Here is a 26,443-nt window from a genome sequence, read left to right on the forward strand (position 1 = left end):
GCCAGGGGACCTTTTCCGACGTCCCCCGACACGCCGCGTGACCACCTGCTGACCTGGGCTTTCCGTCAGACCCGACCCGTGCCTCCAGGCCGCACCTGTCGCCCATCAGGGCGACGCTGCGTCGAGGCGCGGTCCGCAGGAGTGCTGTCAGCACCACGGGGGACCGCTCCGACCGGCCGAGAGGGGGACCGGTGTGTACCCCGTAACGTGCCCGTAACGCCCCCGGACGGGGGCCGCGTTGCGCGCGCGTTCAGGTTCTGCATCAATTGCATCACCCGAACCGGCCCTGATTCCCCGATGAAGCGGAATCTCCACCTCGAACGTTGAAGCAGGGATCAGTGTTCACCTTCATTCTGCAGATCAGGCAGATGGTCGAAGGCCACCCCGAGTTCTACCTGTTCGCCGTGTACTCCGCGGTGATCTGGTTGCTCTGGTTGCTCAAGGTCGTCATCTCCGCCCGCTACCGCCCCTTCACCGGCACCTTCGTCGGTACCACCAGCGTCGTCGTCCCCGTCGTGGACGAACCGCTCGACCTGTTCCGTGACGTCATCGGCCGCATGGTCGAGCAGCAGCCCGGCGAGATCATCGTCGTCATCAACGGTGCCCGCAACGAGGCGCTCGAGGAGGTCTGCGACGAGTTCGCCCCGCTCGTCCGCTGGACCCACACGCCCATCCCGGGCAAGCGCAACGCCGTCAAGGTCGGCACCGAGATGTCCAACGGCGACATCACCGTGCTCGTCGACTCCGACACCGTCTGGACCCCCGGCGCGCTCGAGGAACTCCTCAAGCCGTTCGCCGACGAGTCCGTCGGTGGTGTGACGACCCGGCAGCGCATCCTCGAACCGGAGCGCAGCTGGATCACCCGCTGGGCCGACTGGCTCGAGAACTCGCGGGCGCTCTACTCGATGCCGGCACAGAGTGTCCTCGGGCAGATCGGCTGCCTGCCCGGGCGCACCATCGCGTTCCGCCGGAGCATCCTCATGCGGGTGATGGACCGGTTCATGCACGAGAAGTTCATGGGCGTGTTCCTCGAGGTCTCGGACGACCGGACACTGACGAACCTCACGCTCAAGGAGGGGTACCGGACCGTCTACCAGTACACGTCGCTGGTCTACACGGACGCCCCGCTGCAGGTGAAGAAGCTGTTCAAGCAGCAGCTCCGCTGGGCCCGCGGCTCGCAGTACAACACGCTGCGGATGCTGCCGTGGATGCTCGGCCACGCGCCGGTCCTCGCGGCGTTCTTCATCACCGACATCATCCTGCCGTTCATGCTCTTCGGCGTGATCGCCGGCTGGATCTACCGTGCCTTCACCGGCCAGGGCGAGAACCTGTACCAGGGCATCCTGTCGCAGTACGGCTTCTCGACCGGGTTCGTCTACGTCGCGGCGCTCATGGTGATCTCGAGCGTGCTGAGCATGGCGATCCGCCAGATGCGGCACCTGTCCGAGAAGCCGAGCGACTTCTTCCGCCTGCCGATGTTCATCATCGTGTCGACGTTCTTCCTGATGCCGATCCGGCTCATCGGCTTCTTCCGCCTGGCGCACGCGTCCGGCTGGGGGACCCGGGCCGGCGCCTACGCCGGCGGTCCGATGCAGGAGGACCCGGCGGACGCCGTCCAGCCGCTGTCCTCCGCGGCGCAGGTCCCGGTCAGTCCGATCGACGACGAACGTGCCCGGTCGGCCGGGTCCGGGCAGGCGGGTTCGGGCGCTGGTTCGCCCGCTCCGCTCGAGACCGTCGACCAGGTGGCCGTGGACCGTGCGTTCGACGAGCTCTTCGGCGCCGACGCGGCGACCAACTCCACCACCACCGTGCTCGCCACCCGCCGCGAGGCCGCAGCAGCGGTCGCGCAGCAGGAGGCCCAGCGAGCAGCCGCGCCGGCCCCCGCCCGAGCCCGCCGGTACAACCCGTACGCAGCGATCCCGTACGTGATCGGCATCGCGATCTTCGCCCTGGAGGCGTTCCTCATTGTCTGACTTCATCCGTTCCTCGAGTGCTTGGTGGGCGCAGTCCAGCAAGCACGCCCGCCGGACGGCCATCGGCACGACGGCCATCGTGCTGGCGCTCGGCCTCATCACCTGGTCGGTGTGGATCTCACCCTCCGGCCCCGTCTCGACCGCCGTGCACCAGGCTCTGGGCGTCGAGGCGCCGAAGGCCAAGAAGGTGTCCGCCGCCGAGCTGCAGACGCAGCTCGACGCCGCCCAGGAGCGCATCTGGTCGCTCGAGGGCAAGCTCGACTCCCGCACGGCCCAGGCCGGGTCGCGTGGCGACCAGATCTCGGAACTCAAGGCGCAGATCGCGTCGCTGCAGTCCCAGCTCGGTGCCGCGAAGGACTCGGGAGGCTCGTCCAACGTCAACGCCGCGGGTTCCGGCAGCGGCGGCTCGGGTTCCGGCGGGTCCGGTGCCGGTTCGGCCGGTGCGTCCGGGTCCGGCTCGGGCTCGTCCGACAACGGCTCCGGCAGCGGCTCCGGTTCCGGCAACGGCTCCGGGTCCGGCTCTGGTTCCGGCAACGGTGGCGGCTCGAAGCCGAACCCCGGTCCCTCGACCGACCCGGGTGCCACCCCGGTCGTCACACCGACCAAGGCCGAGATCCTCGGCCAGCAGTCGCGCTGGTACGGCCTGTACACCGCGCAGTCCCCGTTCAACTGGGCCGAGTACGACGAGGTCTCCCGTCAGGTCGGCACCGCGTCGAACATGACCGGCTTCTTCCAGGGCTTCGACCAGGAGTTCAACGCCCCCGCGGTGCAGCGCTCCTGGGCCAACGGCCGTGTCCCGCTCATGACGTGGGAGACCGTCCCGGCGCAGACCGGCAACGACCAGAAGTACGTCCCCGGGTACACCAACGAGGACATCTCCGGTGGGTCGTTCGACGCCTACCTGACGAAGTACGCCAAGGCTCTGGCGGCCAACGGACAGCCGATGGTCATCCGTCTCGACCACGAGATGAACGGCTCCTGGTACAACTGGTCCGAGGGTGACGCCCAGAAGAACCCGGCCGGCTCCTACGTGAAGATGTGGCAGCACGTGCACGACGTCTTCCAGGCGAACGGCGCGAACAAGTACGTCATCTGGGACTGGTCCCCGAGCCGCATCGACAAGCTCGGCAACCCGAAGTACCAGACGCTCGACTACATGCAGCAGTACTACCCGGGTGCGGACTACGTGGACTGGGTCGGCATGAGCGGCTACTACCGCGACGCCACCGAGCAGCCCACGTTCGGCACGACCTTCGGAGCGACGCTCACGCAGCTCCGCCAGATCGCGCCGGGCAAGGGCATCATGCTCAACGAGATCGGGGCGACCGAGACCGGCACGAGTGTCGCGAACCCGCAGAAGACGCAGTGGATCAACTCGCTCTTCGATGCGCTGGCGGACCCCGCCAACAAGGACATCGTCGGCTTCGCGTACTTCAGCGAGACCGCGACCACCATCATCGACGGCAAGCGCACCACGAACGACTGGCGTCTCAACTCCCGCGCCGATTCCCTCAAGGCCTTCGCCGAGGGCATCAAGCGCAACGACATCGACTACGACCTGCAGGAGGTCACGCAATGAGCGAGTCCAAGAAGTCGACCGCATCGGCCGACACCCGCCCCGCACCCGTCATCAGCGTCATCGGCACCGGCTACCTCGGCGCCACCCACGCGGCCGCCATGGCCGAGATGGGCTTCGAGACCATCGGTGTCGACATCGACCCGTCGAAGCTCGCCGCACTGTCCGCCGGTGAGGTCCCGTTCTTCGAGCCCGGTCTGCCCGAGCTCATCACGAAGCACGTCGCCAGCGGCAAGCTCCGCTTCACCTCCGACATCGCCTCGGCCGTCGCCGCTGCGGACGTCCACTTCGTGTGCGTCGGCACCCCGCAGAAGGCCGGGTCGCACGCCGCGAACCTGGCCTACGTCGAGAGCGCCACCCGTGGCGTCGCCGAGAACCTCACGCACCCGGGCCTCATCGTCGGCAAGTCGACGGTCCCGGTCGGCACGGCAGCGCGGCTCCGCGGTATCGTCCGCGAGTTCACCCCCGCCGGCATCGACGCGGAACTCATCTGGAACCCCGAGTTCCTGCGTGAGGGCAAGGCCGTCGAGGACACCCTGCACCCGGACCGTCTGGTCTGGGGTGGAGCCTCCGAGGCCGCCGACGCCGTGATCCGCGAGGTCTACGCCGCGCCCATCAGCGAGGGCACCCCGGTCATCACGACCGACCTCGCCACCGCGGAGCTCGTCAAGGTGAGCGCCAACGCGTTCCTCGCCACGAAGATCTCGTTCATCAACGCGATCTCCGAGATGTGCGCCATCACCGGCGCCGACGTCTCCACGCTCGCCGACGCCCTCGGCCACGACGCCCGCATCGGCCGGAAGTTCCTGAACGCCGGCCTCGGCTTCGGCGGCGGCTGCCTGCCGAAGGACATCCGGGCGCTCATGTACCGCGCGAACGAGATCGGCGCGGGCCAGGTCGTCGGCCTCATGCAGCAGGTCGACGAGATCAACATGGGGCAGCGCCAGCGGGTCATCGACATGGCGATCGACTCGGCCGGGGGATCGGTGCTCAACCGTCGCGTGGCCGTCATCGGTGCCGCGTTCAAGCCCCTGACCGACGACGTCCGGGACTCCCCGGCGCTGAACGTCGCCGCTGCGCTGCACCTCCGCGGCGCCCAGGTGACGCTCTGGGACCCGGAGGCGATGGAGCCCGCGAAGCGCTCGTTCCCGACGCTGAGCTACGCCGCGTCGATGACGGACGCGATCGAGGGCGCCGACGTCGTCCTCGTGCTCACCGAGTGGGACGACATCATCACCGCCGACCCGGTCGCCCTCGGTGACCTCGTCGGGCGCCGCGTCGTGATCGACGCGCGCAACTGCCTCCCGGTCCTCGACTGGGTGAAAGCGGGGTGGACCGTCCGTTCCCTGGGACGTCCCACGCCGGTCACGGGTGCACCCGTGAGCGTCGCAGCGGGGACGAACGACGCGTTGGCCACGAGCCGCTAGTCACCGTTCGCGAGACGGGGTCCGTGCCGGGCGGCGCGGGCCCCGTTCCCGTGCGCCCGGGGGCTGGTCTGTTCGCGCGGTTCCGGGCGTCCCTGGTCGAATCGGGCGTACCTGGTCGAATCGGGCGTACCTGGTCGGGAGTTCTGACCAGGTACGCCCGATTCCGCTTTCCAGTCCGGCTGCTTTGGGAAGGAACGTGCGTCGCGACCGCCTGGAGGCCCGGCGCCCGCCCGCCGGACCGGCACCGGGCCTCCAGGCGGTCGCGTCCGCACCCCGCGCGCACGGTGGCAGCGTCCTCTCGCGAAAGCGACAGAATCCCGCGGAACGTTCGCGGCGTTCTGTCGCTCTCGCGGGTGCCAGCGCCCTGGCAGTCAGCGCACTGTCGCTTTGGCATACACACGAAGGGCCCCGCACCTGACGGTGCGGGGCCCTTCGTGTGGTGTCAGCGAGACTCAGACGCGCATGCGCAGAGCGCGAGTGCGTCAGCGAGACTCAGACGCCGAAGTACAGCTCGTACTCGAACGGGTGCGGGCGCTGGGCCAGCGGGAGGATCTCGTTCTCACGCTTGTAGTCGATCCAGGTCTGGATGAGGTCCTCGGTGAAGACGTTGCCCTTCGTGAGGAACTCGTGGTCCGCCTCGAGCGCGTCGAGCGCCTCGTCGAGGGAGCCGGGGACCTGGGGGATGCCCTTGGCCTCCTCGGGCGGGAGCTCGTAGAGGTCCTTGTCGACCGGCTCGTGCGGCTCGATGCGGTTCTGGATACCGTCGAGGCCCGCCATCAGCTGCGCGGCGAAGGCGAGGTACGGGTTGCCGGAGGCGTCGGGCGCGCGGAACTCGATGCGCTTGGCCTTCGGGTTGGTGCCCGTGATCGGGATGCGGATCGCCGCCGAGCGGTTGCCGGCCGAGTAGACCAGGTTGACCGGAGCCTCGAAGCCCTTGACCAGACGGTGGTACGAGTTGATCGACGGGTTGGTGAACGCGAGCAGCGCCGAGGCGTGCTTCAGGATGCCGCCGATGTACCAGCGGGCGAGGTCCGACAGACCGCCGTAGCCGTTCTCGTCGTAGAAGAGCGGCTTGCCGTCCGACCAGAGCGACTGGTGGGTGTGCATGCCCGAGCCGTTGTCGCCGAAGAGCGGCTTCGGCATGAACGTGGCGACCTTGCCCCACTGGTCAGCCGTGTTCTTGACGATGTACTTGAACTTCAGGATGTCGTCCGCGGCGTGGACCATCGTGTCGAACTTGTAGTTGATCTCCTGCTGGCCGCCGGTGCCCACCTCGTGGTGCGAGCGCTCGAGCTCGAAGCCCGCGTCGATCAGCTTGAGGGTGATGTCGTCGCGCAGGTCGGCGGTCTTGTCGACCGGCGACACGGGGAAGTAGCCGCCCTTGTACGGGGTCTTGTTGGCGAGGTTGCCGCCCTCTTCGTCACGACCGGTGTTCCAGGCGCCCTCTTCGGAGTCGACCGCGTAGAAGGACTCGTTCTGCGTGACCGAGTAGCGGACGTCGTCGAAGATGTAGAACTCGGCCTCGGGGGCGAAGAACGCGGTGTCCGCGATGCCCGTCGACGCGAGGTACTTCTCGGCCTTCTTCGCCACCTGGCGCGGGTCGCGGCCGTAGATCTCGCCGTTCCGCGGGTTGTAGATGTCGAAGATCATGATGAGCGTGCGCTCGGCGCGGAACTGGTCGACGTACGCCGTGGTGACATCGGGGATCAGCTGCATGTCGGACTCGTGGATCGACGCGAAGCCGCGGATGGAGGAGCCGTCGAACAGCTGGCCGACCGAGAAGAAGTCCTCGTCGACGGTGGATGCCGGGATGTTGAAGTGCTGCTGCACACCGGGCAGGTCCGTGAAGCGGATGTCGAGGAACTTGACGTCGGTGTCCTTGATGAAGGCCAGGACCTCGGAGGAATCGCTGAACATGGGGCCGATCTCCAATGGGTTGGGTGATGTCGGAGGCACCGGTCAAGGCACCTCCGACGAGGCTATTGACACGGGGTTTCCCGGACATGACTGGTTTGTTTCGGGCGTGTTACGCCCGGGCTGTCGCCTACGCTGGGGACCATGGCCCGCAGCACTCCCAGTCCGTCCGCGCCCTCCGAGCACCCGGACGGATGGCCGGGCAAGGACCTCGGTCTGCCCGAGTCCGGGCCCCGGAGTGTCGGGCGGATCGGGCGGCGGGTCGTCGCGCTGCTGATCGACGGCGCACTTGCTGACCTGGTCGCCTACGTCACCGGGGTCTGGTCGCCGGTGAACGGTTCGGGCGACATCGCGCACTCCTGGGTGCAGATCGCCATCTTCGCCGTGCTGCAGATCGTGTTCATCTGCCTGCTGTCCGGGTCGTTCGGGCACATCTGCGTCGGGTTGCGGGTCGTCCCGATGCGCGGGGGCTACGTGGGGGTGTGGCGGCCGATCCTCCGGACGGTGCTGCTCTGCCTGGTGGTCCCGGCGCTCATCATCGACCGCGACAGCCGGGGTGCGCACGACCGCATCGCGGGGACGGTGCTCGTCCGCCGCTGAGCCGGGGCTCGGCTGGTCGGCTGGTGCGGCGCGCGGGCGGTGGCCGTCGGCACCGTGCAAGGTTGCTCGTCGGGTGCGAGGTTGCGTACTCCATGCGTGCTCCGTCCCTTCGCACCGAGTACGCAACCGCGCACCATGCAGGGCTCCGCCGCTTGCCGTCGCACCGTGCGAGGTTGCTCACCGGGTGTGAGCGTGCCCGTCCCGTGCGCCGTCGGAGTCCCGCACCGAGCTGGCAACCTCGCACGCCCCGTGCGCCGTCGGAGTCTCGCACGGAGCCGACAACCTCGCACGGTTCAGGGCCGGGGCCGCGCCCTCGCACCCTGCGAGGTTGCGCGCCGGGCCTCCGCCGATCGCCCTCGCACCGTGCGGGGTTGCTCATCGGGTGCGAGTTTGCCCGCCCCGTGCGCCGTCGAAGTCCCGCACCGAGCTGGCAACCTCGCACGGTCCAGGGCCGGGGCCGCGCCGTCGCACCGTGCGAGGTTGCTCATCGGGTGCGAGTTTGCCCGCCCCGTGCGCCGTCGGAGTCCCGCACCGAGCCGACGACCTCGCACGGTTCAGCGAAGGTCGCACGGTGCGTGCTTCGCGAACACCCCGCCCCCGCCGGCACTCCACGCACACACGAGAACGCCCCCGACCAGATCTGGTCGGGGGCGTTCTCGTTCCGAGGTGCTTCGGTCAGCGCGGCCGTCCGGCGCGAGCCCGCATCGGGTCCATGCCCTTCGGGATCGAGGCCGCGGGGCTCTGCGTCAGCGAGTCGAGACGGTTCGCGACCGCCAGGACCTCGTTGCGGTTGAGCGACTTCTTGAGCTTGTTCATGGCACGGGGCAGCTTGTGCAGCGTCAGGCTCTCACCGGTGCCGTCACCCACGTGCAGCACGTGCACGGCGACGTTCGGGACGATGCGCTGCACCTTGCGGCGCTCCTCGTCGACCTGGCGGTTGAGGTTGCCACGCTGGCCCTCGGTGATCAGGACGACGCCCGGGCGACCCACGGCGCGGTAGACCGCTGCCTGCGAGCGACCGTGCACCGCGACCGGCATCTCGCTCGAGCGCCACTGGCGACGGAGCGAGTTCGACAGTACGGCACCGACGGCGCCGGGCTGGCCTTCGATCTGCGAGTACGCGGCGCGTTCGGCCAGACGACCGAGCACGATGAGGAAGAGCAGCACACCGAGCAGCACACCGGCGACGATCCACAGGACGATGGCGAGCCAGTTCTGCCCCGGCAGGAGCAGCGCCAGCAGGACACCGAGGACGACCGGGCCGACGAAGGCGAGGGCGAACCACCAGACCGACGACGGGTCGGCCTTTCGGGTCATCTGGAAGACCTGGAACATCTGCTTGAGACGTCCCGGCTCCTTCGCCTTCTTGTCTGTGGAAGAGCTGCGTGCCATGCGAACAGGATACGGCCTCCGTGCGCCGGGGGAGACCGTCGCGTGTCCGGCTGTGCGCGAACACGTCTTGTCCACAGGTGGTGCGGGAGAGCCTGGAGGCCCGCCGCGCCACCGCCACGCTGGTCACCATGGAGACGAGTACGGAAGACCACCCGGATCGCTGGATCGCGACCGGCAACGAGCACGACGTGCTCAGCTGGGTCGCCGACCGCTCCGCGGCCGCCGAGCGGCACCTCGTCCCGGTGGCCGCGGTCGGTCGGACCCCGACGGGGCATCTCGTGGTCGACCTCGACCGGCCGATCGGCACACCGCTCGTGGCGGCGCTCGACCGGCTCGGCACCCCGACCACCGGCGTCGCGGTGACCCTGACGGTCCCGCTCCTGGAGCTCCTGGTGGCGGTGCACGACGGCGCGGTCCTGCTCGGTACAGCCGGCATCGACGACGTGCTGGTGGACGACTCCGGTGCCGTCGTGCTCTGCGACCGCCCGACGAACGCGACGAGCCCGACGACACCGACGAACCCGCTGACCCCGATGACCCCGACGAACCCAACCAACGCGAGGACCCCGACGCGCACCGCACCCCCGACGCGCACCGCGCACTCGACCGACGCGACCCGCACCCTCGTGCTCGCAGCCCGGACGGTGTGGGACCGCGTCGACCCGGCCGATCCCGCTCAGCAACCGGTGCTCGACGCGCTGCAGGACGCCCTCGACGGTGACGGACCGAGCGCACGAACGGCACTCGACGTCGTCCACGGCACCGCCGCGCCCCGGCCGTTCCGCTGGACCCCTGTGCCGAGCGACCTCGTGTTCGCCGAACCGCCGACATCGGACGGGCAGGACGGACTGCTCGAGCGCCTGCGGGACGTGGTCGAGCACGGCGTCCCGCTCGGAGCCGACCGACGGCTCCCGCTCCGCCGCGTGCTCGTGGGGCTCGTCGTCGCCGTCGGGTCGGTGGTCGCCGCCCTGACCCTGCTCGGCGGCGGGTGAAGCCGAACCCGCCCGTGAACGGGAACGGGAACGGGAACGGGAACGGCCCCGGCTCCCACGAGGGGAACCGGGGCCGTCGGCCGTGCTGCTGGGATCAGTACCCGAGGTTCGGAGCGAAGTTGCCCTCTTCGAGACGGTTCTTCACCGCGACGAGGTACCGCGAGGCATCCGCACCGTCGATGATCCGGTGGTCGTACGACAGCGCCAGGTAGACGAACGAGCGGATGGCGATGGCCTCCTGGCCGTCGACCTTCACGACCGCCGGACGCTTCGTGACGATGCCGGTGCCGAGGATCGCCGACTGCGGCAGGAACACCACGGGGGTGTCGAACAGCGCGCCACGCGAACCGGTGTTGGTCAGCGTGAACGTGCCGCCGGCCAGCTCGTCGGGCTTGAGCTGGTTGTTCCGGGTGCGCTCGGCGAGGTCCGCGATGGACTTCGAGAACTGCGCCAGGTCCAGCGAGGCCGCGTCCTTGATGACCGGGGTCAGCAGGCCGCGCTCGGTGTCGACCGCGATGGAGACGTTCTCGGACTCCGGGTAGACGATCTCGTCGCCCTCGACCGTGGAGTTGATCTTCGGGTGGGCCTTCAGCGCCTCGGACGCCGCGAGGGCGAAGAACGGCATGAAGGAGAGCTTCGAGCCGGTCTTCTCGAGGAACTCCGCCTTGTGGGCGTCGCGGAACTGCGCCACCTTCGTGACGTCGACCTCCACGACGCTCGTGAGCTGTGCGGTCGAGGTCATCGACTGCACGGCACGCTCGGCGACCACCTTGCGCAGGCGGGTCATCTTCTCGCGGGTCCCGCGCAGCGGCGAGACCTCGGCGACGAACGGGCCGGACGCGGCGGCTGGTGCTGCTGCTGCCGAGGCGGCCGGGACCTTCGCGGCGGCGGCGAGGACGTCCTCCTTGCGGATGCGCCCCCCGACACCGGAGCCGGTGACCGTGGACAGGTCCACACCCTGCTCGTTGGCGAGCTTGCGCACCAGCGGGGTGACGTAGCCCGAGGCTGCGCCGTCCTGCGTGGGGTTCGGCACCGCCGCGGCGGCCGTGGTGCTCGGCGCGGACGCCGGAGCCGGAGCGGCCTGGGCCGGCACGGCTGCCGGCGGAGCGGCTGCGGGCGGCGGGACCGGTGCGGCGGCCGGGACCGGCGCTGCCGCGGGCGGGGCGGACGGTGCCTGCGGGGCGGCGGGCTGCGTCTGTCCGGCGGGGGCCGGCTCGGGCTCGGTGGGCTCGGGCGCGGGGGTCTCGGCCTCCTGCTCCGTGCTCGGAGCGGCCTCGGGCTCCTCGGCGTCGGCAGCGGCGGCGTTCGCGTCGTCGGCGCCGGAGTCGGACGAGTCCGAACCGCCGTCGGACGAGCCGGAGCCGTCACCGATCTTCACGAGGGCGGTGCCGACCTCGACGGTCTCGTCCTCGGGAACGAGGATCTCCTCGACGACGCCGGCGATCGGCGACGGGATCTCGGTGTCGACCTTGTCGGTCGAGACCTCGAGCAGCGGCTCGTCGACCTCGACCCGGTCACCGACGTTCTTCAGCCATCGGGTCACCGTGCCCTCGGTGACGCTCTCGCCGAGCGCCGGGAGGTTGACGGATTCGCTCATCGGGTGGACTCCTCTTCGCGGGGGATTGCAGTGGTTGTTGATGTCATTGTCACAGTGCGGCCGGTGCCGGTCACAGCGCGTGCAGCGGCTTGCCCGCGAGGTGCAGGAACGCCTCGCCGAGGGCTTCGTTCTGGGTCGGGTGACCGTGCACCAGGGGAGCGATGTCCTCCGGGTAGGCCTCCCAGTTCACGGCGAGCTGGGCTTCGCCGATGAGCTCGCCGACGCGGGCACCGATCATGCTGACGCCGACGACGGGGCCGTCCACGACGCGCACGACCTTGACGGAGCCGGAGGTCCCGATGATGTGGCTCTTGCCGTTGCCGGCCAGGTTGTACTCGTACGAGTCGACCTTGTCGGCGCCGTACTGCTCCTCGGCCTTGGCCTGCGAGAGCCCGACCGACGCGACCTCGGGGTCGGAGTAGGTGATCTTCGGGATGTTCTTGTCCTCGATGACCACCGGGTTGAGACCGGCGATCTCCTCGGCGACGAAGATGCCCTGCTGGAAGCCGCGGTGCGCGAGCTGCAGACCGGGGACGATGTCGCCGACGGCGTAGACGTTCGGGATGTTCGTGGCGAGACGCTCGTTCGTGGTGACGAACCCGCGGTCCATCGCCACGCCGACCTCGTCGTAGCCGACGTTCTGCGTGACCGGGCCACGGCCGACGGCGACGAGCAGGACGTCACCGTCGAAGGTCTTGCCGTCCTCCAGCGTGACGACGACGCCGTTCTCGTGCTGCTCGACGCCCTGGAACCGGACACCGAGCGAGAACTCGATGCCGCGCTTGCGGAACGCACGCTCGAGCTGCTTCGACATCGACTCGTCCTCGGCGGGGACCAGGTGCGGCAGGCCCTCGACGATGGTGACCTCGGCCCCGAAGGACTTCCAGACGCTGGCGAACTCGACGCCGATGACGCCGCCGCCCAGGATGACGACCTTGTTCGGGACGTAGTCCATGCGGAGCGCGGTCTCGCTGGTGATCACGCGGCCGCCGATCTCGAGCCCGGGCAGGGACTTCGAGTAGGAGCCGGTCGCGAGCACGATGTTCTTGCCGGTGACGGTCTGGTCGCCGACCTGCACGGTGTTCTGCGAGGTCAGACGACCCCAGCCCTCGACCACGGTGATGCCGCGGGCCTTGATCAGACCCTGCAGGCCCTTGTACTTGGAGTTGATGATGCCCTGCTGGTAGTCGATGACCTTGGGCACGTCGACACCGGCGAACTCCGCGACCACGCCGTACTTGTCGGCGTCGCGCGTCGCGTCGGCGACCTCGGCCGCGTGCAGCAGTGCCTTCGTCGGGATGCAGCCGCGGTGCAGGCACGTCCCTCCGAGCTTGTCGCCCTCGATGAGCGCGACGCTCATGCCGAGTTCGGCGGCCCGGAGCGCAGCGGCGTACCCACCACTCCCGCCACCGAGGACAACGACGTCGTAAGTCTGTTCCGTCACCTGGTGCAACTCCCTCGTGCGTGTCGGGCCGATCGGGCCCTACGTGGACACCGCGGAGGGCGGCGTCCGACGGTCGGACCGCGTGGTTCCGGTCCCGTCCCGTGCAGTACCGGTGGGAGGCGCGTCGGTGCGCCGTTCCCACCGGTACCAAACCTACTACTCGGACTGGAGGTCTTCTGCGAGAGCGATGAGCGTCCGGACCATCACGCCCGTCGCACCCTTGCCCAACCAGGCGTACCCGCCGCCCTTGTTCTCCGACGGACCCGCGATGTCGAGGTGCGCCCAGGGGACACCCTCGCCGGCGAAGCGCTCGAGGAACTTGCCCGCGAGCAGCATGCCACCGGCCGGGTTGCCGACCGTGGCGTTGACGATGTCGGCGACGTCGCTGGACAGCCGGGCCTCGAGCTCCTCGGGCAGCGGCATCGGCCAGATCGGCTCCGAGACGCCCTCGGCGACGGCGCGGACCTTCGCGACGAGGTCGTCGCTGCCCATCAGGCCGGTGGTGCGGTCGCCGAGCGCGACGACCTGGGCGCCGGTCAGCGTGGCGACGTCGACGAGCGCGTCGGGCTGCTCGAGCGACGCGGCGGCCATCCCGTCGCCGAGCACCAGGCGGCCCTCGGCGTCGGTGTTCGTGACCTCGACCGTGGTGCCGTTCTTCAGCGTCAGGACGTCGCCCGGGCGGGTCGCGGTGCCGGAGGGCATGTTCTCGGCGAGGGCGAGCCACGCGGTCACGCGCACGTTCAGCCCCAGGCGGGCGGCGGCGACGGTCGCGGCGAGCACCGTGGCGGCACCGGTCATGTCGGTCTTCATGCCGAGCATCGACGCCGCGGGCTTGAGCGAGAGGCCGCCCGAGTCGAAGGTGATGCCCTTGCCCACGAGGGCGAGGTGCTTCGTGGCGGACTCCGGCGCGTACCGGACGACGACCAGGCGCGGGGGACGCGCCGAACCGCGGCCGACACCGAGGATGCCGCCGAAGCCCTGCTCCTCGAGCGCCTGCTCGTCGAGGACCTCGACGGTGAGCGGCAGGTCCGAGGCGAACCCGGTCGCGACGTCGGCGACGTCCTGCGGCCCGAGGTCGCCCGCGGCGGTGTTCACGAGGTCGCGCACGAGCGACGCGGCGTCGGCGACGATCGCGGGGCGCACGGCGGCGTCGGCTGCGACGTCGGTGGGGGCGACGACCTCGATGCGCTGGTCACCGCGGGCCGGGGCCTTGGTGCCGGTGCCCTTGTGCCGGGTGAAGGCGTAGGCGCCGAGCGCCGCGCCCTCGAGGGCGGCGTCGACGAGCTCGGCGGAGTCGGTGGGCAGGGCGAGCGTGATCGAGTCGACGCGGGGGAGCTGTCGCACGGCGCTGCCGGCCGCAGCGCGGATCGCCGCGGCGCCCGTGGCGGAGCCGAGGCCGATCAGCGCGACCGACTTCGCACCGACGCCGGTGGCGGGCAGGCGGACGAGCTGGTCCTTCGCGCCGGTGACCCCGATCGCGGCGAGGTCGAGGCCGGCGAGGGCGTCGAGCGTGCCGAGGGCGGTGGGGGCGAGCACGGCGGGGCTGTCGGCCTCGCCGGACGAGCCCGGGCGGACCCCGACGACGAGCACGTCGGCGGTGGTGGTCTCGGGGGGTGAACTGGTGGTGGAGAGCGTCGGTCGGACCATGCTCCAACCCTACCGACGGCCTGTTCGCTGTCGGCGTGGTCGTCGCGCACCGGGGACGTCGGAGGCCCCGCCTAGCATGGGGACGGTGAACCACCCCGAGGAGCTCTACACGTTCGACGCGGACGCCCCGACCGTGCCAGCAGGGTTGCACCTGATCGCCGGGCTGACCGGTTTCGCCGATGCCGGATCGGCCGTGGCGCAGGTGACGAACTCGATCCTCGAGGACCTCGACACCGAGCTCGTCGCCGAGTTCGACCCGGACGTGCTGCTCGACTGGCGGGCCCGTCGCCCGGTCATCACCTTCGAGCACGACCACATCAGCGCCGTCGAGCCGCCCCGTCTGGCCCTGCACCTGGTGCGCGACGAGATCGGCCAGCCGTTCCTGTTCCTGTCGGGCTACGAGCCGGACTTCCAGTGGAACCGCTTCGTCCGCGCCGTCACCGGGCTCGCCGCCGACCTGCAGGTGGCCGACACCACGTGGGTGCAGTCCATCCCGATGCCGGTCCCGCACACCCGTCCGATCAGCCTGACCGTCTCCGGCACCCGGGCCGACCTCGTCGAGCAGATGAGCGTCTGGAAGCCCGAGACCCAGGCGCCGGCGAACGTCCTGCACCTGGTCGAGCACCGCCTCGCCGAGACCGGCGCGCAGGTCACCGGGCTCGTGCTGCTCGTGCCGCACTACCTGTCCGACACCGAGTTCCCCGACGCCGCCGTCGCGGCGCTGTCCGGCATCGCCGCCGCGACCGGGCTCATCTTCCCGACGGACGCCCTGCGCGAGTCGGGTCGCGAGTTCCTCACCCGCGTCGAGGAGCAGGTGGCCGGCAACCCCGAGCTGCAGCGCCTGGTCTCCGTGCTCGAGGAGCGGCACGACACGTACATGGAGGGCAACCCCGTCGCGTCGCCGCTCACCGGCGTCGACGGCGAGGTGCCGACCGCCGACGCGATCGCGGCCGAGCTCGAGCGCTTCCTCGCCGACCGGCGCACCCAGGGCGACGCGACCGACTGACCGTCGCGGGATCCGGACGTCCCCACAGGGCGGCCTGGAGGCCCGTGGCGGCCCCGCACCGCGCCTCCAGGCCGTCCTCTGGTCGCCCGCACGACGTGACGCGCGTCGACGACGCTCGTCGCGCATCGACGTGGGGACGCGTCGGTAGCCTGGTCCGGTGAACTCCCGTCGTGCCTTCCTGATCTGGGGCGTCGCGGTCCTCGCGTACGTCCTCGCCGTGGTGCAGCGGTCCTCGCTCGGGGTGTCCGGCGTCGACGCGCAGGACCGGTTCGCCGTCTCCGCCGCGGTCCTGTCCACCCTCGCCGTGGTGCAGATCGCCGTCTACGCGGGGCTGCAGATCCCGGTGGGGATCGCGCTCGACCGCGTGGGCCCGCGCCGGCTGGTGCTCCTCGGCGCCGCGCTGCTGGTCGTCGGACAGGCGATCGTCGCCGTGTCCCCGTCGATCGGGCCGGCCATCGCGGGGCGGGTGCTCGTCGGTGCCGGTGACGCCATGACCTTCATCTCGGTGATCCGCCTGGTGCCGATGTGGTTCAGCGGCCGGATCCTGCCGCAGATCTCGCAGTGGACGGGCAACCTCGGGCAGATCGGCCAGATCCTTTCGGCGTTCCCGTTCGCCGTGCTCCTGCACACGGTGGGCTGGACCCCGGCGTTCGGTGTGGCGGCCGCGGCCAGCGCGGTCGGCCTGGTGCTCGCCGCGGTCTTCGTGAGGAACGGTCCCGTGCCGGTGCGGACGGACACCATCCCGCTGCCGCACTCGTGGGGTGCCGCCTTCAGCACCTTCGGGCATGCGCTCCGGCGCCCGGGCACACAGCTCGGGTTCTGGTCGCACTACGTCACGCAGTCGTCGGGCACGGTGTTCTCGCTGCTGTGGGGCGTGCCGATGCTCCGAGGGCTCGGGTACTCCCCGGGTGAGGCTGCCGGGTTCCTCACGATCATCGTGGTCGTCGGGTTCGTCGCCGGTCCGGTGCTCGGCGTGCTCTGTGCGCGGTTCCCGATGCGCCGGTCGAACCTGGTGCTCGGCGTGGTCGTCCTGCTCGCGGTGCTCTGGACGGCGATCCTGCTCTGGCCCGGGCACCCGCCGACGTGGTTGCTCGTGCTGCTCGTCGTCGCGATGGGGATCGGTGGGCCCGGTTCCCTGATCGGCTTCGACTTCGCCCGGACCTTCAACCCGGTCGGATCGCTCGGTTCGGCGAACGGCGTCGTGAACGTCGGCGGCTTCCTGGCGGCCTTCGTGATGATGTACCTGATCGGCGTCGTCCTCGACGTCGCTGCGCGGGCTTCGGGCACCGAGGTGTTCGCCTGGGAGAACTTCCGGATCGCCCTCACCGTGCAGTACGTCGTGGTCGGTTTCGGCGTCGGGATGCTCCTGCATGCCCGCCGTCGGACCCGCCGGGTGCTGCACTCGGAAGAGGGAATACGCGTCGGGCCACTCTGGGTTGCACTCGTTGCACGCCTGCGGAAGCGGCACGTGCAATAATGATCACGGACCCGTTCGGGACCCCTGTCTGTCGGAGCACTTCGGTGCGCCGGTGAACTCGGGGGACTTGACATGGGTCCTAGTGCTGCCCGGAACGGTAGGACTCGTACGACGCGGGGGACTGCGGCGCGGGACCTGGGCGGCGAGGGAGGCCACGACCCCACGAACGTGGCACGACGAGAGAGGTGATCGCATGGCTGCCCGGAGCACGACGATCGATCCCACGAAGGACACCGAGCCCGAGGGCGCTGTGGCAGAGGACGCCACGGACACCGAGGGCACCGCAGCGCCGAAGAAGCGCGCCACGAAGGCCCCCGCCAAGAAGGCGCCCGCCAAGAAGGCGGCGCCCAAGGCGAAGAAGACCGACGCCGTCGACGAGGCGATCGCCTCCGACGAGCCCGTCGAGGAGCCGACCGACGAGGCCGACGACACCGACGACAAGACGGCCAAGCCGGACGCCGCTGCCGCGGTCGCCGCCGGTGCGCTCGTCATCTCGCAGACCGACGACGACGAGGCGCCGGTCTACTCGACGACCATCACGGGTGCCACCGCCGACCCGGTGAAGGACTACCTCAAGCAGATCGGCAAGGTCGCCCTGCTCAACGCCGAGCAGGAGGTCGAGCTCGCGATGCGCATCGAGGCCGGCCTGTTCGCCGAGGACAAGCTGCAGCACGCGACGGGGCTCTCGAAGCCCGCCGAGCGTGAACTGCGCTGGGTCGCCCGTGACGGTCAGCGTGCGAAGTCGCACCTGCTCGGTGCGAACCTCCGCCTGGTCGTCTCGCTCGCGAAGCGCTACACCGGTCGTGGCATGCAGTTCCTGGACCTCATCCAGGAGGGCAACCTGGGCCTGATCCGTGCGGTCGAGAAGTTCGACTACACCAAGGGCTTCAAGTTCTCGACCTACGCGACGTGGTGGATCCGTCAGGCCATCACCCGCGCCATGGCCGACCAGGCCCGCACCATCCGCATCCCGGTGCACATGGTCGAGGTCATCAACAAGCTCGCACGAGTCCAGCGGCAGATGCTGCAGGACCTCGGTCGCGAACCCACTCCGGAAGAGCTCGCCCGCGAGCTCGACATGACCCCGGAGAAGGTCGTCGAGGTCCAGAAGTACGGCCGTGAGCCGATCTCGCTGCACACGCCCCTGGGCGAGGACGGCGACTCGGAGTTCGGTGACCTCATCGAGGACACCGAGGCGGTCGTGCCGGCCGACGCGGTGGGCTTCACGATGCTGCAGAAGCAGCTCGAGAGCCTGCTCGACTCCCTGTCCGAGCGCGAGGCGGGCGTCATCCGCATGCGCTTCGGCCTCGGTGACGGCCAGCCGAAGACGCTCGACCAGATCGGTGACACGTTCGGCGTGACGCGCGAGCGCATCCGTCAGATCGAGTCCAAGACGATGGCGAAGCTCCGCCACCCGTCGCGGTCGCAGTCGCTGCGCGACTACCTCGAGTAAGCCGGCATGCGCTTCTTCATCCCGATCCTGATCGGGCGGATCCTCCGTGCCCTCGCTCGTGCGCGGGGCGGCGGGTCCGCCTACCCGGGGTTCATCGTCCTGAAGCTCGTGCCGGACTTCCTGCAGCACGTGACGAAGCAGTTCCCGAACGGCGTCGTCTTCGTGCTCGGCTCGAACGGCAAGTCGACGACCACGCACATGATCTCGGACATCGTGCGGGCCCACGGGCTGCGGGTCTTCACGAACCCGTCCGGCGCGAACCTGCCGCAGGGCATCGCGTCGGCCCTGCTGTCCGAGGTCTCGCTGACCGGTCGCCTGAAGGCGGACATCGGAATCCTCGAGGTCGACGAGGCCTTCGCGGTCGAGCTCGCCGGGATCCTGTCGCCCTCGACGGTGACGATGCTCAACGTGCAGGTCGACCAGCTGTACCGGTTCTTCGAGACCGAGCGCGTGGCGACGATGATGCTCGACACCGCCGCACTGTCGACGGCGAACGTCATCACGAACCACGACGACCAGTTCCTCGACGGCTACTCCGGTACCCCCGGGCAGCGTGTCCTGCGGTTCGGTGCGAGCGACGAGGTCATCGCCGCAGCGCCGAACGGCCTGCAGAACGCCGACTCGTTCGACGCCGGTGACCGTGCCCAGCACACCGCCGACGCCGAGGTCGTGGCCCACACGGGCGACGGCGCGACGATCCGCTTCGACGGCGCCGAGATCCCGGTCCGGCTGCCCGCCCGCGGCCTGCACTACGCGGTCGACGCCGCTGCAGCCACCGCGACGGCGAGTGCGGCCCTCGGCGCGCAGTTCCGCGCCGATGCCGTGACCAAGGCCTTCGGCACGATGAAGCCCGCGTACGGCCGCGGCGAGCGACTGCCCATCGCGGGCGAGTCCGCCGAGTTCACGATGTTCAAGAACGCCGCGAGCCTGCAGCTCAACCTCGACGCCCTGCCGGACCAGCCCGAGCAGGTCCTCATGGCGATCGACGAGGGCACGCCCGACATCTCCTGGATCTACGACATCGACTTCTCGAAGCTCGACCACGTGGACGTCGTCTCCGGAGACAAGGCGTGGCAGATCGCGATCGCGCTCGAGCACGCCGGTGTCCGCATCGGCCGGGTCGAGCCCGACGTCGAAGCGGCCATCAAGCACATGGAGCAGCTCGGCTCGACGACCCGTGGGACGAAGAACTTCATCGTCAACTACGAGATCATGATGATCGCCCGCAAGGCCCTCGGCCACCCGGACATGGAGAAGACCGCATGACGGCCGATCGGCTGACGATCCTGCACGTCTACCCCCGGCAGATGGGCGTCTCGGGCGACCGTGGCAACGTCGCGGCGCTGGTCCGCCGTGCGGCCGCCGCGGACATCGAGACCCAGGTCCTCGAGTACGCGCCCGGTGACGACCTGCCGACCACGGCGGACGTCGTCGTCATCGGCAACGGTCCGCTCAGCGCGATGCGTTCCCTGGGCGATGACGTCACACGCATCGGTGGCGCGCTCCGCGCGTTCGCGACCGATGGTGTGCCGGTGCTCGCCGTCGGCGGTGGGTTCGACCTCGCGACGAACGAGGTCGTGCCGACCGAGGGTGCGCCGGTCGCTGGCTTCGGCGTGTTCGACGCCCGTGCCGTCCGCGGTGCTGAGCGCCGCGTGAACTACTTCGTCCTCGAGACCCGGTACCCGCTGCTCCCCGGAGCACCGAAGCGTCTCGCCGGCTTCGAGGACCACGCCACCCGCATCGAGCTCGCAGCCGGGGTCACCCCCTTCGCCGACGTCGTCTCCGGCGGCGGCAACCAGGCCGGCTCCCCGGTCGAGGGCGCGATCGTCGGGAACTCCTTCGGCACGCACACCCAGGGTCCGGTCCTGCCGCTCAACCCGCAGCTGACCGACGGTGTCCTCGCCGCGGCCACCGCACGGCTGGGCCGCGAGTACGCGCCGGACGCGGAGCAGACGGCGACCATCGACCGCTACGCACGTGAAGCGCGCGCCACGGTCGACCGTTACGTCGACAAGGCGTTCAAGCGCATCGCCTGACGCACGAAGACGAAGGCCGGGTCCCGAGGGGGCCCGGCCTTCGTCGTCTCTGATGAGTGGCAACAATTGCCAAGTCGGTCCGCTCGTGTGCGAGATGTGAAATGTTGGAAGCCGACAAAGGAGGCTTCATGCTCACCAACAAATCCGTCCTCGCCCTGGTCGGCGCACTCGTCGTGGCGATCACCACTGCCGCTGCCGTCGTCCAGACAGCTCCGGCTGAGGCCGCGACGCCCCGCATCAGTTCGGCCTGCAGTTCGGTGCCGACGACCACGACCGAGTCGGACGGCGTCCCGGGGCCGATCTTCTACAAGCGGCTGCAGTGCCTCGGCAGCATGGCGGGGTACTACGGCTACAAGGGACCGATCGACGGGATCATGGGTCCGAACTCCTGGACGGGTGTCTCCGAGCAGCTCGCGAAGGGCGGGTACTTCCGTGCAGGCGACCTCCACAACTGGCAGAGCCCCGAGATCATCCGGGCACTGCAGCGATGGGCGGCCGCCCACGGCAGGTACAGCGGGCCGATCGACGGCATCTGGGGGCCGAACAGCTACCGCGGGGTGGCCTGGTCGCTGAACCGCGAGTTCTGAACCGGGCTGCAGACAGACAGGAGGCGCGGTGCCAGCTGGCACCGCGCCTCCTGTCTTTGTGTCGGTCGCGACTACTTCGACTCGTAGAGTCGGCTGCTCTCGTCGTGCCACTCGATGGCGGTCGCCGCGAGCTTGTCCTTGAACTCGGCGCCGTGGTGGGCGCAGAAGTAGAGCTCGCCGCTCGACATGGTGGCTCGGATGTAGGCCTGCGCCCCGCAGCTGTCGCAACGGTCGGCGGCGGTCAGCTGGTGGTTGCTGACTTCGTCGATGGAGGGGTCCTGCACGGTCTGGGTCATTGCTGTGCTCCTCACGGATCGCAGGTGGTGCCGGGTGGTTGCACCATTTCAACACGTGATGCCTGAGAGCGACGCATTGTCGGGGCCTGTTTCGCTCAGCGCGGATCGCTTGGCCCCAGTGCGAGTGTCCACACGGTGCTGTCGGTGCCGCTCGGTAAACTCCGACGGTGAGCTCCGACTACTCCGCACGCCATCTCTCCGTCCTCGAAGGGCTCGAGGCGGTCCGGAAGCGGCCGGGCATGTACATCGGCTCGACGGACTCCCGGGGCCTCATGCACTGCCTGTGGGAGATCATCGACAACTCGGTCGACGAAGCCCTCGCGGGACACGGTGACGAGATCGGTGTCGTGCTGCACGCCGACGGCTCGGTCGAGGTCCGGGACACCGCCCGGGGCATCCCCGTCGACGTCGAACCGAGGACGGGCCTGACCGGGGTCGAGGTCGTGTTCACCAAGCTGCACGCCGGCGGCAAGTTCGGCTCGGGGTCCTACGCGGCCTCGGGCGGCCTGCACGGTGTCGGCGCCTCGGTCGTGAACGCGCTGTCGGAGCGCCTCGACGTCGAGGTCGACCGGGGCGGCAAGACCTACGCCATGTCGTTCCACCGCGGCGAGCCGGGCATCTTCGACGACAGCAAGGGCATCGGGCCGGACGCCCCGTTCGCGCCCTTCACCTCGGGCAGCGAACTGCGTGTGGTGGGCAAGGTCAAGAAGGGCGTCACCGGCTCCCGGATCCGGTACTGGGCGGACCGCCAGATCTTCACCGCCGACGCCCGGTTCAGCACCGACGACCTGGTCACGCGGGCACGCCAGACCGCGTTCCTCGTGCCCGGGCTCGGCATCACCATCACCGACGAGCGCGCGGCGTCCATCGACGCCGCTGCCGCCCGGGCCGAGGCGACGGGCACCACCGTGGCCGCCGGGCCGGTGGTGGAGCGCTTCCGGTACGAGGGCGGCATCGGTGAGTTCGTCGAGCACCTCGCCGTCGACAGCCCCCTCACCGACGTCTGGCGCGTGCAGGGGACCGGTACCTTCACCGAGACCGTGCCGATGCTCGACGACAAGGGCCACATGGTCTCCACCTCGGTCGAGCGCGAGTGCGAGGTCGACCTGGCGCTCCGCTGGGGCAGTGGCTACGAGACCGTGTTCCGCAGCTTCGTCAACATCATCGCGACGCCGAAGGGCGGCACCCACCAGGCCGGGTTCGAGTCGGGCGTCGTCAAGGCCGTCCGTGCCCAGGTCGAGGCGAACGCCCGCAAGCTCAAGGTCGGGCAGGACAAGCTCGACAAGGACGACGTCCTCGCCGGCATGACCGCCGTGCTGACCGTGCGGTTGCCCGAGCCGCAGTTCGAGGGGCAGACGAAGGAGATCCTCGGCACCCCGGCGGTCCGCAAGATCGTCGACCAGGTCGTGTCGAAGCGCATCACCGAGATCCTCACCTCGACGCAGCGCACCGAGAAGGCACAGTCGGCCGCCCTGCTCGAGAAGGTCGTGTCCGAGATGAAGACCCGCATCTCGGCGCGGGCACACAAGGAGACGCAGCGCCGCAAGAACGCGCTCGAGAACTCGTCGCTTCCGACGAAGCTCGCCGACTGCCGCTCGCAGGAGACCGAGGGCACGGAGCTCTTCATCGTCGAGGGTGACTCGGCGCTGGGCACCGCGAAGCTCGCCCGCAACAGCGAGTACCAGGCGCTGCTGCCGATCCGCGGCAAGATCCTGAACGTGCAGAAGGCGTCCGTGTCGGACATGCTCTCGAACGTCGAGTGCGCGTCGATCATCCAGGTCATCGGCGCCGGTTCGGGCCGCACGTTCGACATCGACCAGGCCCGCTACGGCAAGATCATCATCATGTCGGACGCCGACGTCGACGGCGCCCACATCCGCACGCTGCTGCTGACGCTGTTCTTCCGGTACATGCGGCCGATGATCGAACAGGGCCGGGTCTTCGCCGCCGTGCCGCCGCTGCACCGGGTCGTCGTGGTGAACCGCGGCAAGCCGAACGACACGCTCTACACGTACTCCGAACAGGAGCTGCGGACGGTGCTGAAGAAGCTCGAGAAGACGGGCAAGAAGTACCAGGAGCCGATCCAGCGGTACAAGGGCCTCGGCGAGATGGACGCCGACCAGCTGGCGGAGACCACGATGGACCGCGCGCACCGCACCCTGCGCCGGGTGAACGTGACCCATGCCGAGGGCGCCGCGAAGGTCTTCGAGCTGCTCATGGGCAACGACGTCGCGCCGCGCAAGGAGTTCATCCTGGCCGGCGAGGGCCTGGACCGCGACCGCATCGACGCGTAGCGCGTCGCGAAAGCGACACCGCTCGGCCGACGCCCGCGGTCCATGGCGCAAGAGCGACAGAACCCCGCCGAACGTCGGCGGGGTTCTGTCGCTTCCGCGATGGCGGACGGGAGGCCCGTGGCGGGGCCGCCCCGCGCCTCCAGGCCGGTGCGCCCTGCGTTCTCACGCGCTGGGCGACACCTCACGGGGTCCGCAGGGCGTGAGGTGTCGTCAGGCGCGAAACGCGGCGGACGCCAGCGCGCGCCTACGCCTCGCCGGCGGTGCCGTCGAGTGTCGCAGCGCTGCCACCGATCGAGCCGATGACGGCCTCGAGCGGCGCACCGGACCCGTCACGCTTCGACAGCCAGTCCGGCAGGGTCCGCGCCGCGCCGTCCGTGCCGACCGCGTGCGGGGGAGCGATGCCCGCCCAGCCCACGGTGAGCCCGTCCTCGCCCTTCAGGAACGCGTGCGCCCGGACACCCTGGGTGGCGCGGCCCTTCGCCGGGAACTCCGACAGGGCGGAGACCTTGGCGCGGCCAGCGTCGGTGCCGGGCAGTGCGGTCGAGGTGGTGGACACCGTGGCGACCACGGCGTCGTCGGAGCGTGCGACCGAGCCGAACCAGATCACCGAGGCGCCGTCGGCGAGGGCCATGCCGGCCACGCCACCCGCGGGCAGCCCCTGCGCCCGGACGACGGACGCCGGGAACCGCAGTAGCTGCGCGTTCGAGCTGATGAACACGAGGTCGTCGGACTCCGGGGCCTGGGCAGCGCCGACCACGTGGTCGCCGGGCTTCAGGCCGATGGCGACGAACTCGGGCTTGTCGGGCCATGCACCCGCCACGACGCGCTTCACCACGCCGTGTGCGGTGCCGATCGCCAGCGAGTCCGACGACGCGCCGGACAGGTCGACGATCGCCACGACGGTCTCGCCCTTGGTGAGCGCCAGGAAGTCGGTGACCCGGACGCCGGCGTCGAGCCGGACCGCGGCTGGCGGTACGGCGGGGACGTCGACGGGGGAGAGCCGGAGGACCCGCCCGGTCGAGGTGATCGCGCCGATCTGCCCCCGCACCGTGCTCACCACGGCGGAGCGGACGGCGTCGTGCTTCGAGCGCTTCGGCACGCGGACGATGCCGAGCTCCGACGTCGGGATGTCGACGCGGATGAGCCGCCCGGTGGTGGAGAGCAGCACGCGGCAGGGGGAGTCGGCGATCTGCAGCGACTCCGGGTCGACCGCGGCCTTCCGACCGCCCTTCACCGGGGCGTCGGCCTCGGTGAGCAGCGTGCGCCGCGGGGTCGCGAACTTGTCGGACACCTCGGTGAGCTCGAGGGCGACCTGCGCGCGGAGCCGTTCGTCGGACGCCAGGAGTTCTTCGAGGGCGGCGATGTCGGCGAGCAGCTGGTCACGCTCGGCTTCGAGCTCCATCCGCGAGAACTTCGTCAGGCGGCGCAGGCGCAGCTCGAGGATGTACTCGGCCTGCACCTCGGACAGGTCGAAGACGTCGCGCAGGCGGTTGCGCGCCGCCTCGGAGTCGTCGGAGGTGCGGATGACCTGGATGACCTCGTCGATGTCGAGGATCGCGATGAGCAGGCCCTCGACCAGGTGCAGCCGTTCCTTGCGTCGTGCCAGCCGGTACTGCGACCGCCGGGTGACGACGTCGAGCCGGTGCTGCACGTAGACGTCGAGCAGCTCGCGGAGCCCGAGGGTCCGCGGCGACCCGCCGACCAGCGCGACGTTGTTGATGCCGAAGCCGTCCTCGAGCGGGGTGTGCTTGTAGAGCTGCTCGAGCACGGCGGTGGGGTTGAAGCCGCTCTTGATGCCGATGACGAGCCGGAGCCCGTGGTTGCGGTCGGTCAGGTCGTTGACGTCCGAGATGCCGACGAGCTTCTTGGACTGGACGCCGTCCTTGATCTTCTCGATGACGCGTTCGGGGCCGACCAGGTAGGGCAGCTCGGTGACGACGAGCCCGACCTTGCGCGGGGTGAGGTTCTCGACGCTCACCTTGGCGCGGGTGCGGAACGATCCACGGCCGGTGGCGTAGGCGTCGCGGACCCCGGAGAGTCCGACGATCGTGCCGCCGGACGGCAGGTCGGGGCCGGGGACGAACTCCATGAGCTCTTCGAGGCTGGCCTGCGGGTTCATGAGCAGGTGCTTCGCGGCCTCGACGACTTCGCCGAGGTTGTGCGGCGCCATGTTGGTGGCCATGCCGACCGCGATGCCGGAGGCGCCGTTGACCAGCAGGTTCGGGAACGCCGCCGGCAGCACGCCCGGCTGCATGATCTGGTTGTCGTAGTTCGGGACGAAGTCGACGACGTCCTCGCCCAGGCCCTCGGTCATCGCCATCGACGGTTCGGCGAGCCGCGCCTCGGTGTACCGGGCGGCAGCGGGGCCGTCGTCGAGCGAGCCGAAGTTGCCGTGGCCGTCGACGAGCGGCACGCGCATCGTGAACGGCTGGGCCATGCGGACCAGCGCGTCGTAGATCGCGCCGTCGCCGTGCGGGTGCAGCTTGCCCATCACCTCGCCCGTGACGCGAGCGCTCTTGACGTGTCCGCGGTCGGGCCGCAGCCCCATCTCGGCCATCTGGTACAGGATGCGACGCTGCACCGGCTTCAGGCCGTCGCGGGCGTCGGGCAGCGCCCGCGAGTAGATGACGGAGTACGCGTACTCGAGGAAGGAGCCCTGCATCTCCTCGGAGACGTCGACGTCCTCGATGCGCTCACCGTCGGGCAGGCCGACTACGTCCGTGCGTGCCATG

The 26,443-nt window shown here is 70.0% G+C and carries 19 protein-coding genes; 12 read left to right on the top strand and 7 right to left on the bottom strand.

Annotated elements, in window-relative coordinates; translation table 11 throughout:
• Positions 1-338 precede the first annotated feature (338 nt).
• The 3 genes from DEJ08_RS08580 to DEJ08_RS08590 are packed head-to-tail and all read left to right on the top strand — an operon-like array spanning position 339 to position 4,976.
• Complete coding sequence (locus DEJ08_RS08580; protein ID WP_111054594.1) at positions 339-1,973, top strand: glycosyltransferase family 2 protein; 1,635 nt, start codon at positions 339-341, stop codon at positions 1,971-1,973.
• Positions 1,966-3,552: a glycosyl hydrolase gene (locus DEJ08_RS08585; RefSeq protein ID WP_111054593.1), complete on the top strand. Its 1,587-nt coding sequence runs from the start codon at positions 1,966-1,968 to the stop codon at positions 3,550-3,552. The genes DEJ08_RS08580 and DEJ08_RS08585 overlap by 8 nt, the downstream gene beginning before the upstream one ends.
• Positions 3,549-4,976 (top strand): UDP-glucose dehydrogenase family protein, encoded by a 1,428-nt coding sequence (locus DEJ08_RS08590; protein ID WP_071403961.1) that lies wholly within the window; start codon positions 3,549-3,551, stop codon positions 4,974-4,976. Before DEJ08_RS08585 ends, DEJ08_RS08590 begins: the two co-directional genes overlap by 4 nt.
• Positions 4,977-5,468: 492 nt before the next feature.
• Here the strand turns inward: DEJ08_RS08590 and glnA are convergent, their stop codons facing one another.
• The gene (glnA, locus tag DEJ08_RS08595) at positions 5,469-6,893 is read right to left on the bottom strand and encodes a type I glutamate--ammonia ligase (RefSeq protein ID WP_027465453.1); all 1,425 of its coding nucleotides are present in this window, start codon (positions 6,891-6,893) and stop codon (positions 5,469-5,471) included.
• A 141-nt stretch (positions 6,894-7,034) separates the two neighbouring features.
• On the opposite strand from glnA, the gene DEJ08_RS08600 reads away from it, so the two are divergent.
• Positions 7,035-7,490, top strand: a complete 456-nt coding sequence (locus DEJ08_RS08600) for an RDD family protein (protein WP_071244549.1) — start codon at positions 7,035-7,037, stop codon at positions 7,488-7,490.
• 675 nt (positions 7,491-8,165) lie between these two features.
• On the opposite strand, the gene DEJ08_RS08605 is transcribed toward DEJ08_RS08600, so the two are convergent.
• Entirely contained in the window at positions 8,166-8,882 is a 717-nt protein-coding gene (locus tag DEJ08_RS08605; RefSeq protein ID WP_027465455.1) for a DUF4191 domain-containing protein, read from the bottom strand.
• 128 nt (positions 8,883-9,010) lie between these two features.
• On the opposite strand from DEJ08_RS08605, the gene DEJ08_RS08610 reads away from it, so the two are divergent.
• On the top strand, positions 9,011-9,874 hold the full coding sequence (locus DEJ08_RS08610; protein WP_146248495.1) for a hypothetical protein: 864 nt from the start codon (positions 9,011-9,013) through the stop codon (positions 9,872-9,874).
• A gap of 94 nt (positions 9,875-9,968) precedes the next feature.
• Here DEJ08_RS08610 and sucB read toward each other — a convergent pair whose 3' ends face one another.
• From sucB to DEJ08_RS08625, 3 genes are all read right to left on the bottom strand, one after another.
• Entirely contained in the window at positions 9,969-11,471 is a 1,503-nt protein-coding gene (gene sucB, locus DEJ08_RS08615; protein ID WP_111054591.1) for a 2-oxoglutarate dehydrogenase, E2 component, dihydrolipoamide succinyltransferase, read from the bottom strand.
• A gap of 70 nt (positions 11,472-11,541) precedes the next feature.
• Positions 11,542-12,915 (bottom strand): dihydrolipoyl dehydrogenase, encoded by a 1,374-nt coding sequence (gene lpdA / locus DEJ08_RS08620; RefSeq protein WP_111046157.1) that lies wholly within the window; start codon positions 12,913-12,915, stop codon positions 11,542-11,544.
• Positions 12,916-13,071: 156 nt separating this feature from the next.
• Complete coding sequence (locus tag DEJ08_RS08625; protein ID WP_111046156.1) at positions 13,072-14,562, bottom strand: leucyl aminopeptidase; 1,491 nt, start codon at positions 14,560-14,562, stop codon at positions 13,072-13,074.
• A gap of 76 nt (positions 14,563-14,638) precedes the next feature.
• Here DEJ08_RS08625 and DEJ08_RS08630 point away from each other — a divergent pair, with 76 nt between their 5' ends.
• From DEJ08_RS08630 to DEJ08_RS08655, 6 genes are all read left to right on the top strand, one after another.
• Positions 14,639-15,568, top strand: coding sequence for a proteasome assembly chaperone family protein (locus DEJ08_RS08630; protein WP_027465460.1), 930 nt, complete (start codon positions 14,639-14,641; stop codon positions 15,566-15,568).
• Between the two features lie 157 nt (positions 15,569-15,725).
• Complete coding sequence (locus DEJ08_RS08635; RefSeq protein ID WP_071403956.1) at positions 15,726-17,045, top strand: MFS transporter; 1,320 nt, start codon at positions 15,726-15,728, stop codon at positions 17,043-17,045.
• A 193-nt stretch (positions 17,046-17,238) separates the two neighbouring features.
• Positions 17,239-18,498: an RNA polymerase sigma factor gene (locus DEJ08_RS08640; protein ID WP_027465462.1), complete on the top strand. Its 1,260-nt coding sequence runs from the start codon at positions 17,239-17,241 to the stop codon at positions 18,496-18,498.
• Between the two features lie 6 nt (positions 18,499-18,504).
• Positions 18,505-19,764: a MurT ligase domain-containing protein gene (locus tag DEJ08_RS08645; protein WP_017886091.1), complete on the top strand. Its 1,260-nt coding sequence runs from the start codon at positions 18,505-18,507 to the stop codon at positions 19,762-19,764.
• On the top strand, positions 19,761-20,534 hold the full coding sequence (locus tag DEJ08_RS08650; protein WP_111054590.1) for a type 1 glutamine amidotransferase: 774 nt from the start codon (positions 19,761-19,763) through the stop codon (positions 20,532-20,534). Before DEJ08_RS08645 ends, DEJ08_RS08650 begins: the two co-directional genes overlap by 4 nt.
• Positions 20,535-20,662: 128 nt before the next feature.
• On the top strand, positions 20,663-21,121 hold the full coding sequence (locus DEJ08_RS08655; RefSeq protein ID WP_111046153.1) for a peptidoglycan-binding domain-containing protein: 459 nt from the start codon (positions 20,663-20,665) through the stop codon (positions 21,119-21,121).
• Between the two features lie 71 nt (positions 21,122-21,192).
• Here the strand turns inward: DEJ08_RS08655 and DEJ08_RS08660 are convergent, their stop codons facing one another.
• Entirely contained in the window at positions 21,193-21,417 is a 225-nt protein-coding gene (locus DEJ08_RS08660; protein WP_017886093.1) for a DUF7455 domain-containing protein, read from the bottom strand.
• A 167-nt stretch (positions 21,418-21,584) separates the two neighbouring features.
• Here DEJ08_RS08660 and DEJ08_RS08665 point away from each other — a divergent pair, with 167 nt between their 5' ends.
• Positions 21,585-23,711 carry a DNA gyrase/topoisomerase IV subunit B gene (locus DEJ08_RS08665; protein ID WP_111054589.1) on the top strand — a complete coding sequence of 709 codons (2,127 nt, stop codon included), beginning with the start codon at positions 21,585-21,587 and terminating at the stop codon, positions 23,709-23,711.
• Positions 23,712-23,955: 244 nt separating this feature from the next.
• On the opposite strand, the gene DEJ08_RS08670 is transcribed toward DEJ08_RS08665, so the two are convergent.
• On the bottom strand, positions 23,956-26,442 hold the full coding sequence (locus tag DEJ08_RS08670; RefSeq protein ID WP_110863934.1) for a DNA gyrase/topoisomerase IV subunit A: 2,487 nt from the start codon (positions 26,440-26,442) through the stop codon (positions 23,956-23,958).
• Position 26,443: the final 1 nt, after the last annotated feature.

This window comes from Curtobacterium sp. MCLR17_054, assembly GCF_003234335.2.
GTDB classification, from domain to species: Bacteria; Actinomycetota; Actinomycetes; order Actinomycetales; family Microbacteriaceae; genus Curtobacterium; species Curtobacterium flaccumfaciens.

Coding starts and splice junctions, on each gene's coding strand:
- DEJ08_RS08590 (WP_071403961.1), top strand. CDS start 3,549: ATGAGCGAGTCCAAGAAGTCGACCGCATCGGCCGACACCCGCCCCGCA.
- glnA (WP_027465453.1), bottom strand. CDS start 6,893: ATGTTCAGCGATTCCTCCGAGGTCCTGGCCTTCATCAAGGACACCGAC.
- DEJ08_RS08600 (WP_071244549.1), top strand. CDS start 7,035: ATGGCCCGCAGCACTCCCAGTCCGTCCGCGCCCTCCGAGCACCCGGAC.
- DEJ08_RS08605 (WP_027465455.1), bottom strand. CDS start 8,882: ATGGCACGCAGCTCTTCCACAGACAAGAAGGCGAAGGAGCCGGGACGT.
- DEJ08_RS08610 (WP_146248495.1), top strand. CDS start 9,011: ATGGAGACGAGTACGGAAGACCACCCGGATCGCTGGATCGCGACCGGC.
- sucB (WP_111054591.1), bottom strand. CDS start 11,471: ATGAGCGAATCCGTCAACCTCCCGGCGCTCGGCGAGAGCGTCACCGAG.
- DEJ08_RS08625 (WP_111046156.1), bottom strand. CDS start 14,562: ATGGTCCGACCGACGCTCTCCACCACCAGTTCACCCCCCGAGACCACC.
- DEJ08_RS08630 (WP_027465460.1), top strand. CDS start 14,639: ATGGGGACGGTGAACCACCCCGAGGAGCTCTACACGTTCGACGCGGAC.
- DEJ08_RS08640 (WP_027465462.1), top strand. CDS start 17,239: ATGGCTGCCCGGAGCACGACGATCGATCCCACGAAGGACACCGAGCCC.
- DEJ08_RS08645 (WP_017886091.1), top strand. CDS start 18,505: ATGCGCTTCTTCATCCCGATCCTGATCGGGCGGATCCTCCGTGCCCTC.
- DEJ08_RS08650 (WP_111054590.1), top strand. CDS start 19,761: ATGACGGCCGATCGGCTGACGATCCTGCACGTCTACCCCCGGCAGATG.
- DEJ08_RS08655 (WP_111046153.1), top strand. CDS start 20,663: ATGCTCACCAACAAATCCGTCCTCGCCCTGGTCGGCGCACTCGTCGTG.
- DEJ08_RS08660 (WP_017886093.1), bottom strand. CDS start 21,417: ATGACCCAGACCGTGCAGGACCCCTCCATCGACGAAGTCAGCAACCAC.
- DEJ08_RS08670 (WP_110863934.1), bottom strand. CDS start 26,442: ATGGCACGCACGGACGTAGTCGGCCTGCCCGACGGTGAGCGCATCGAG.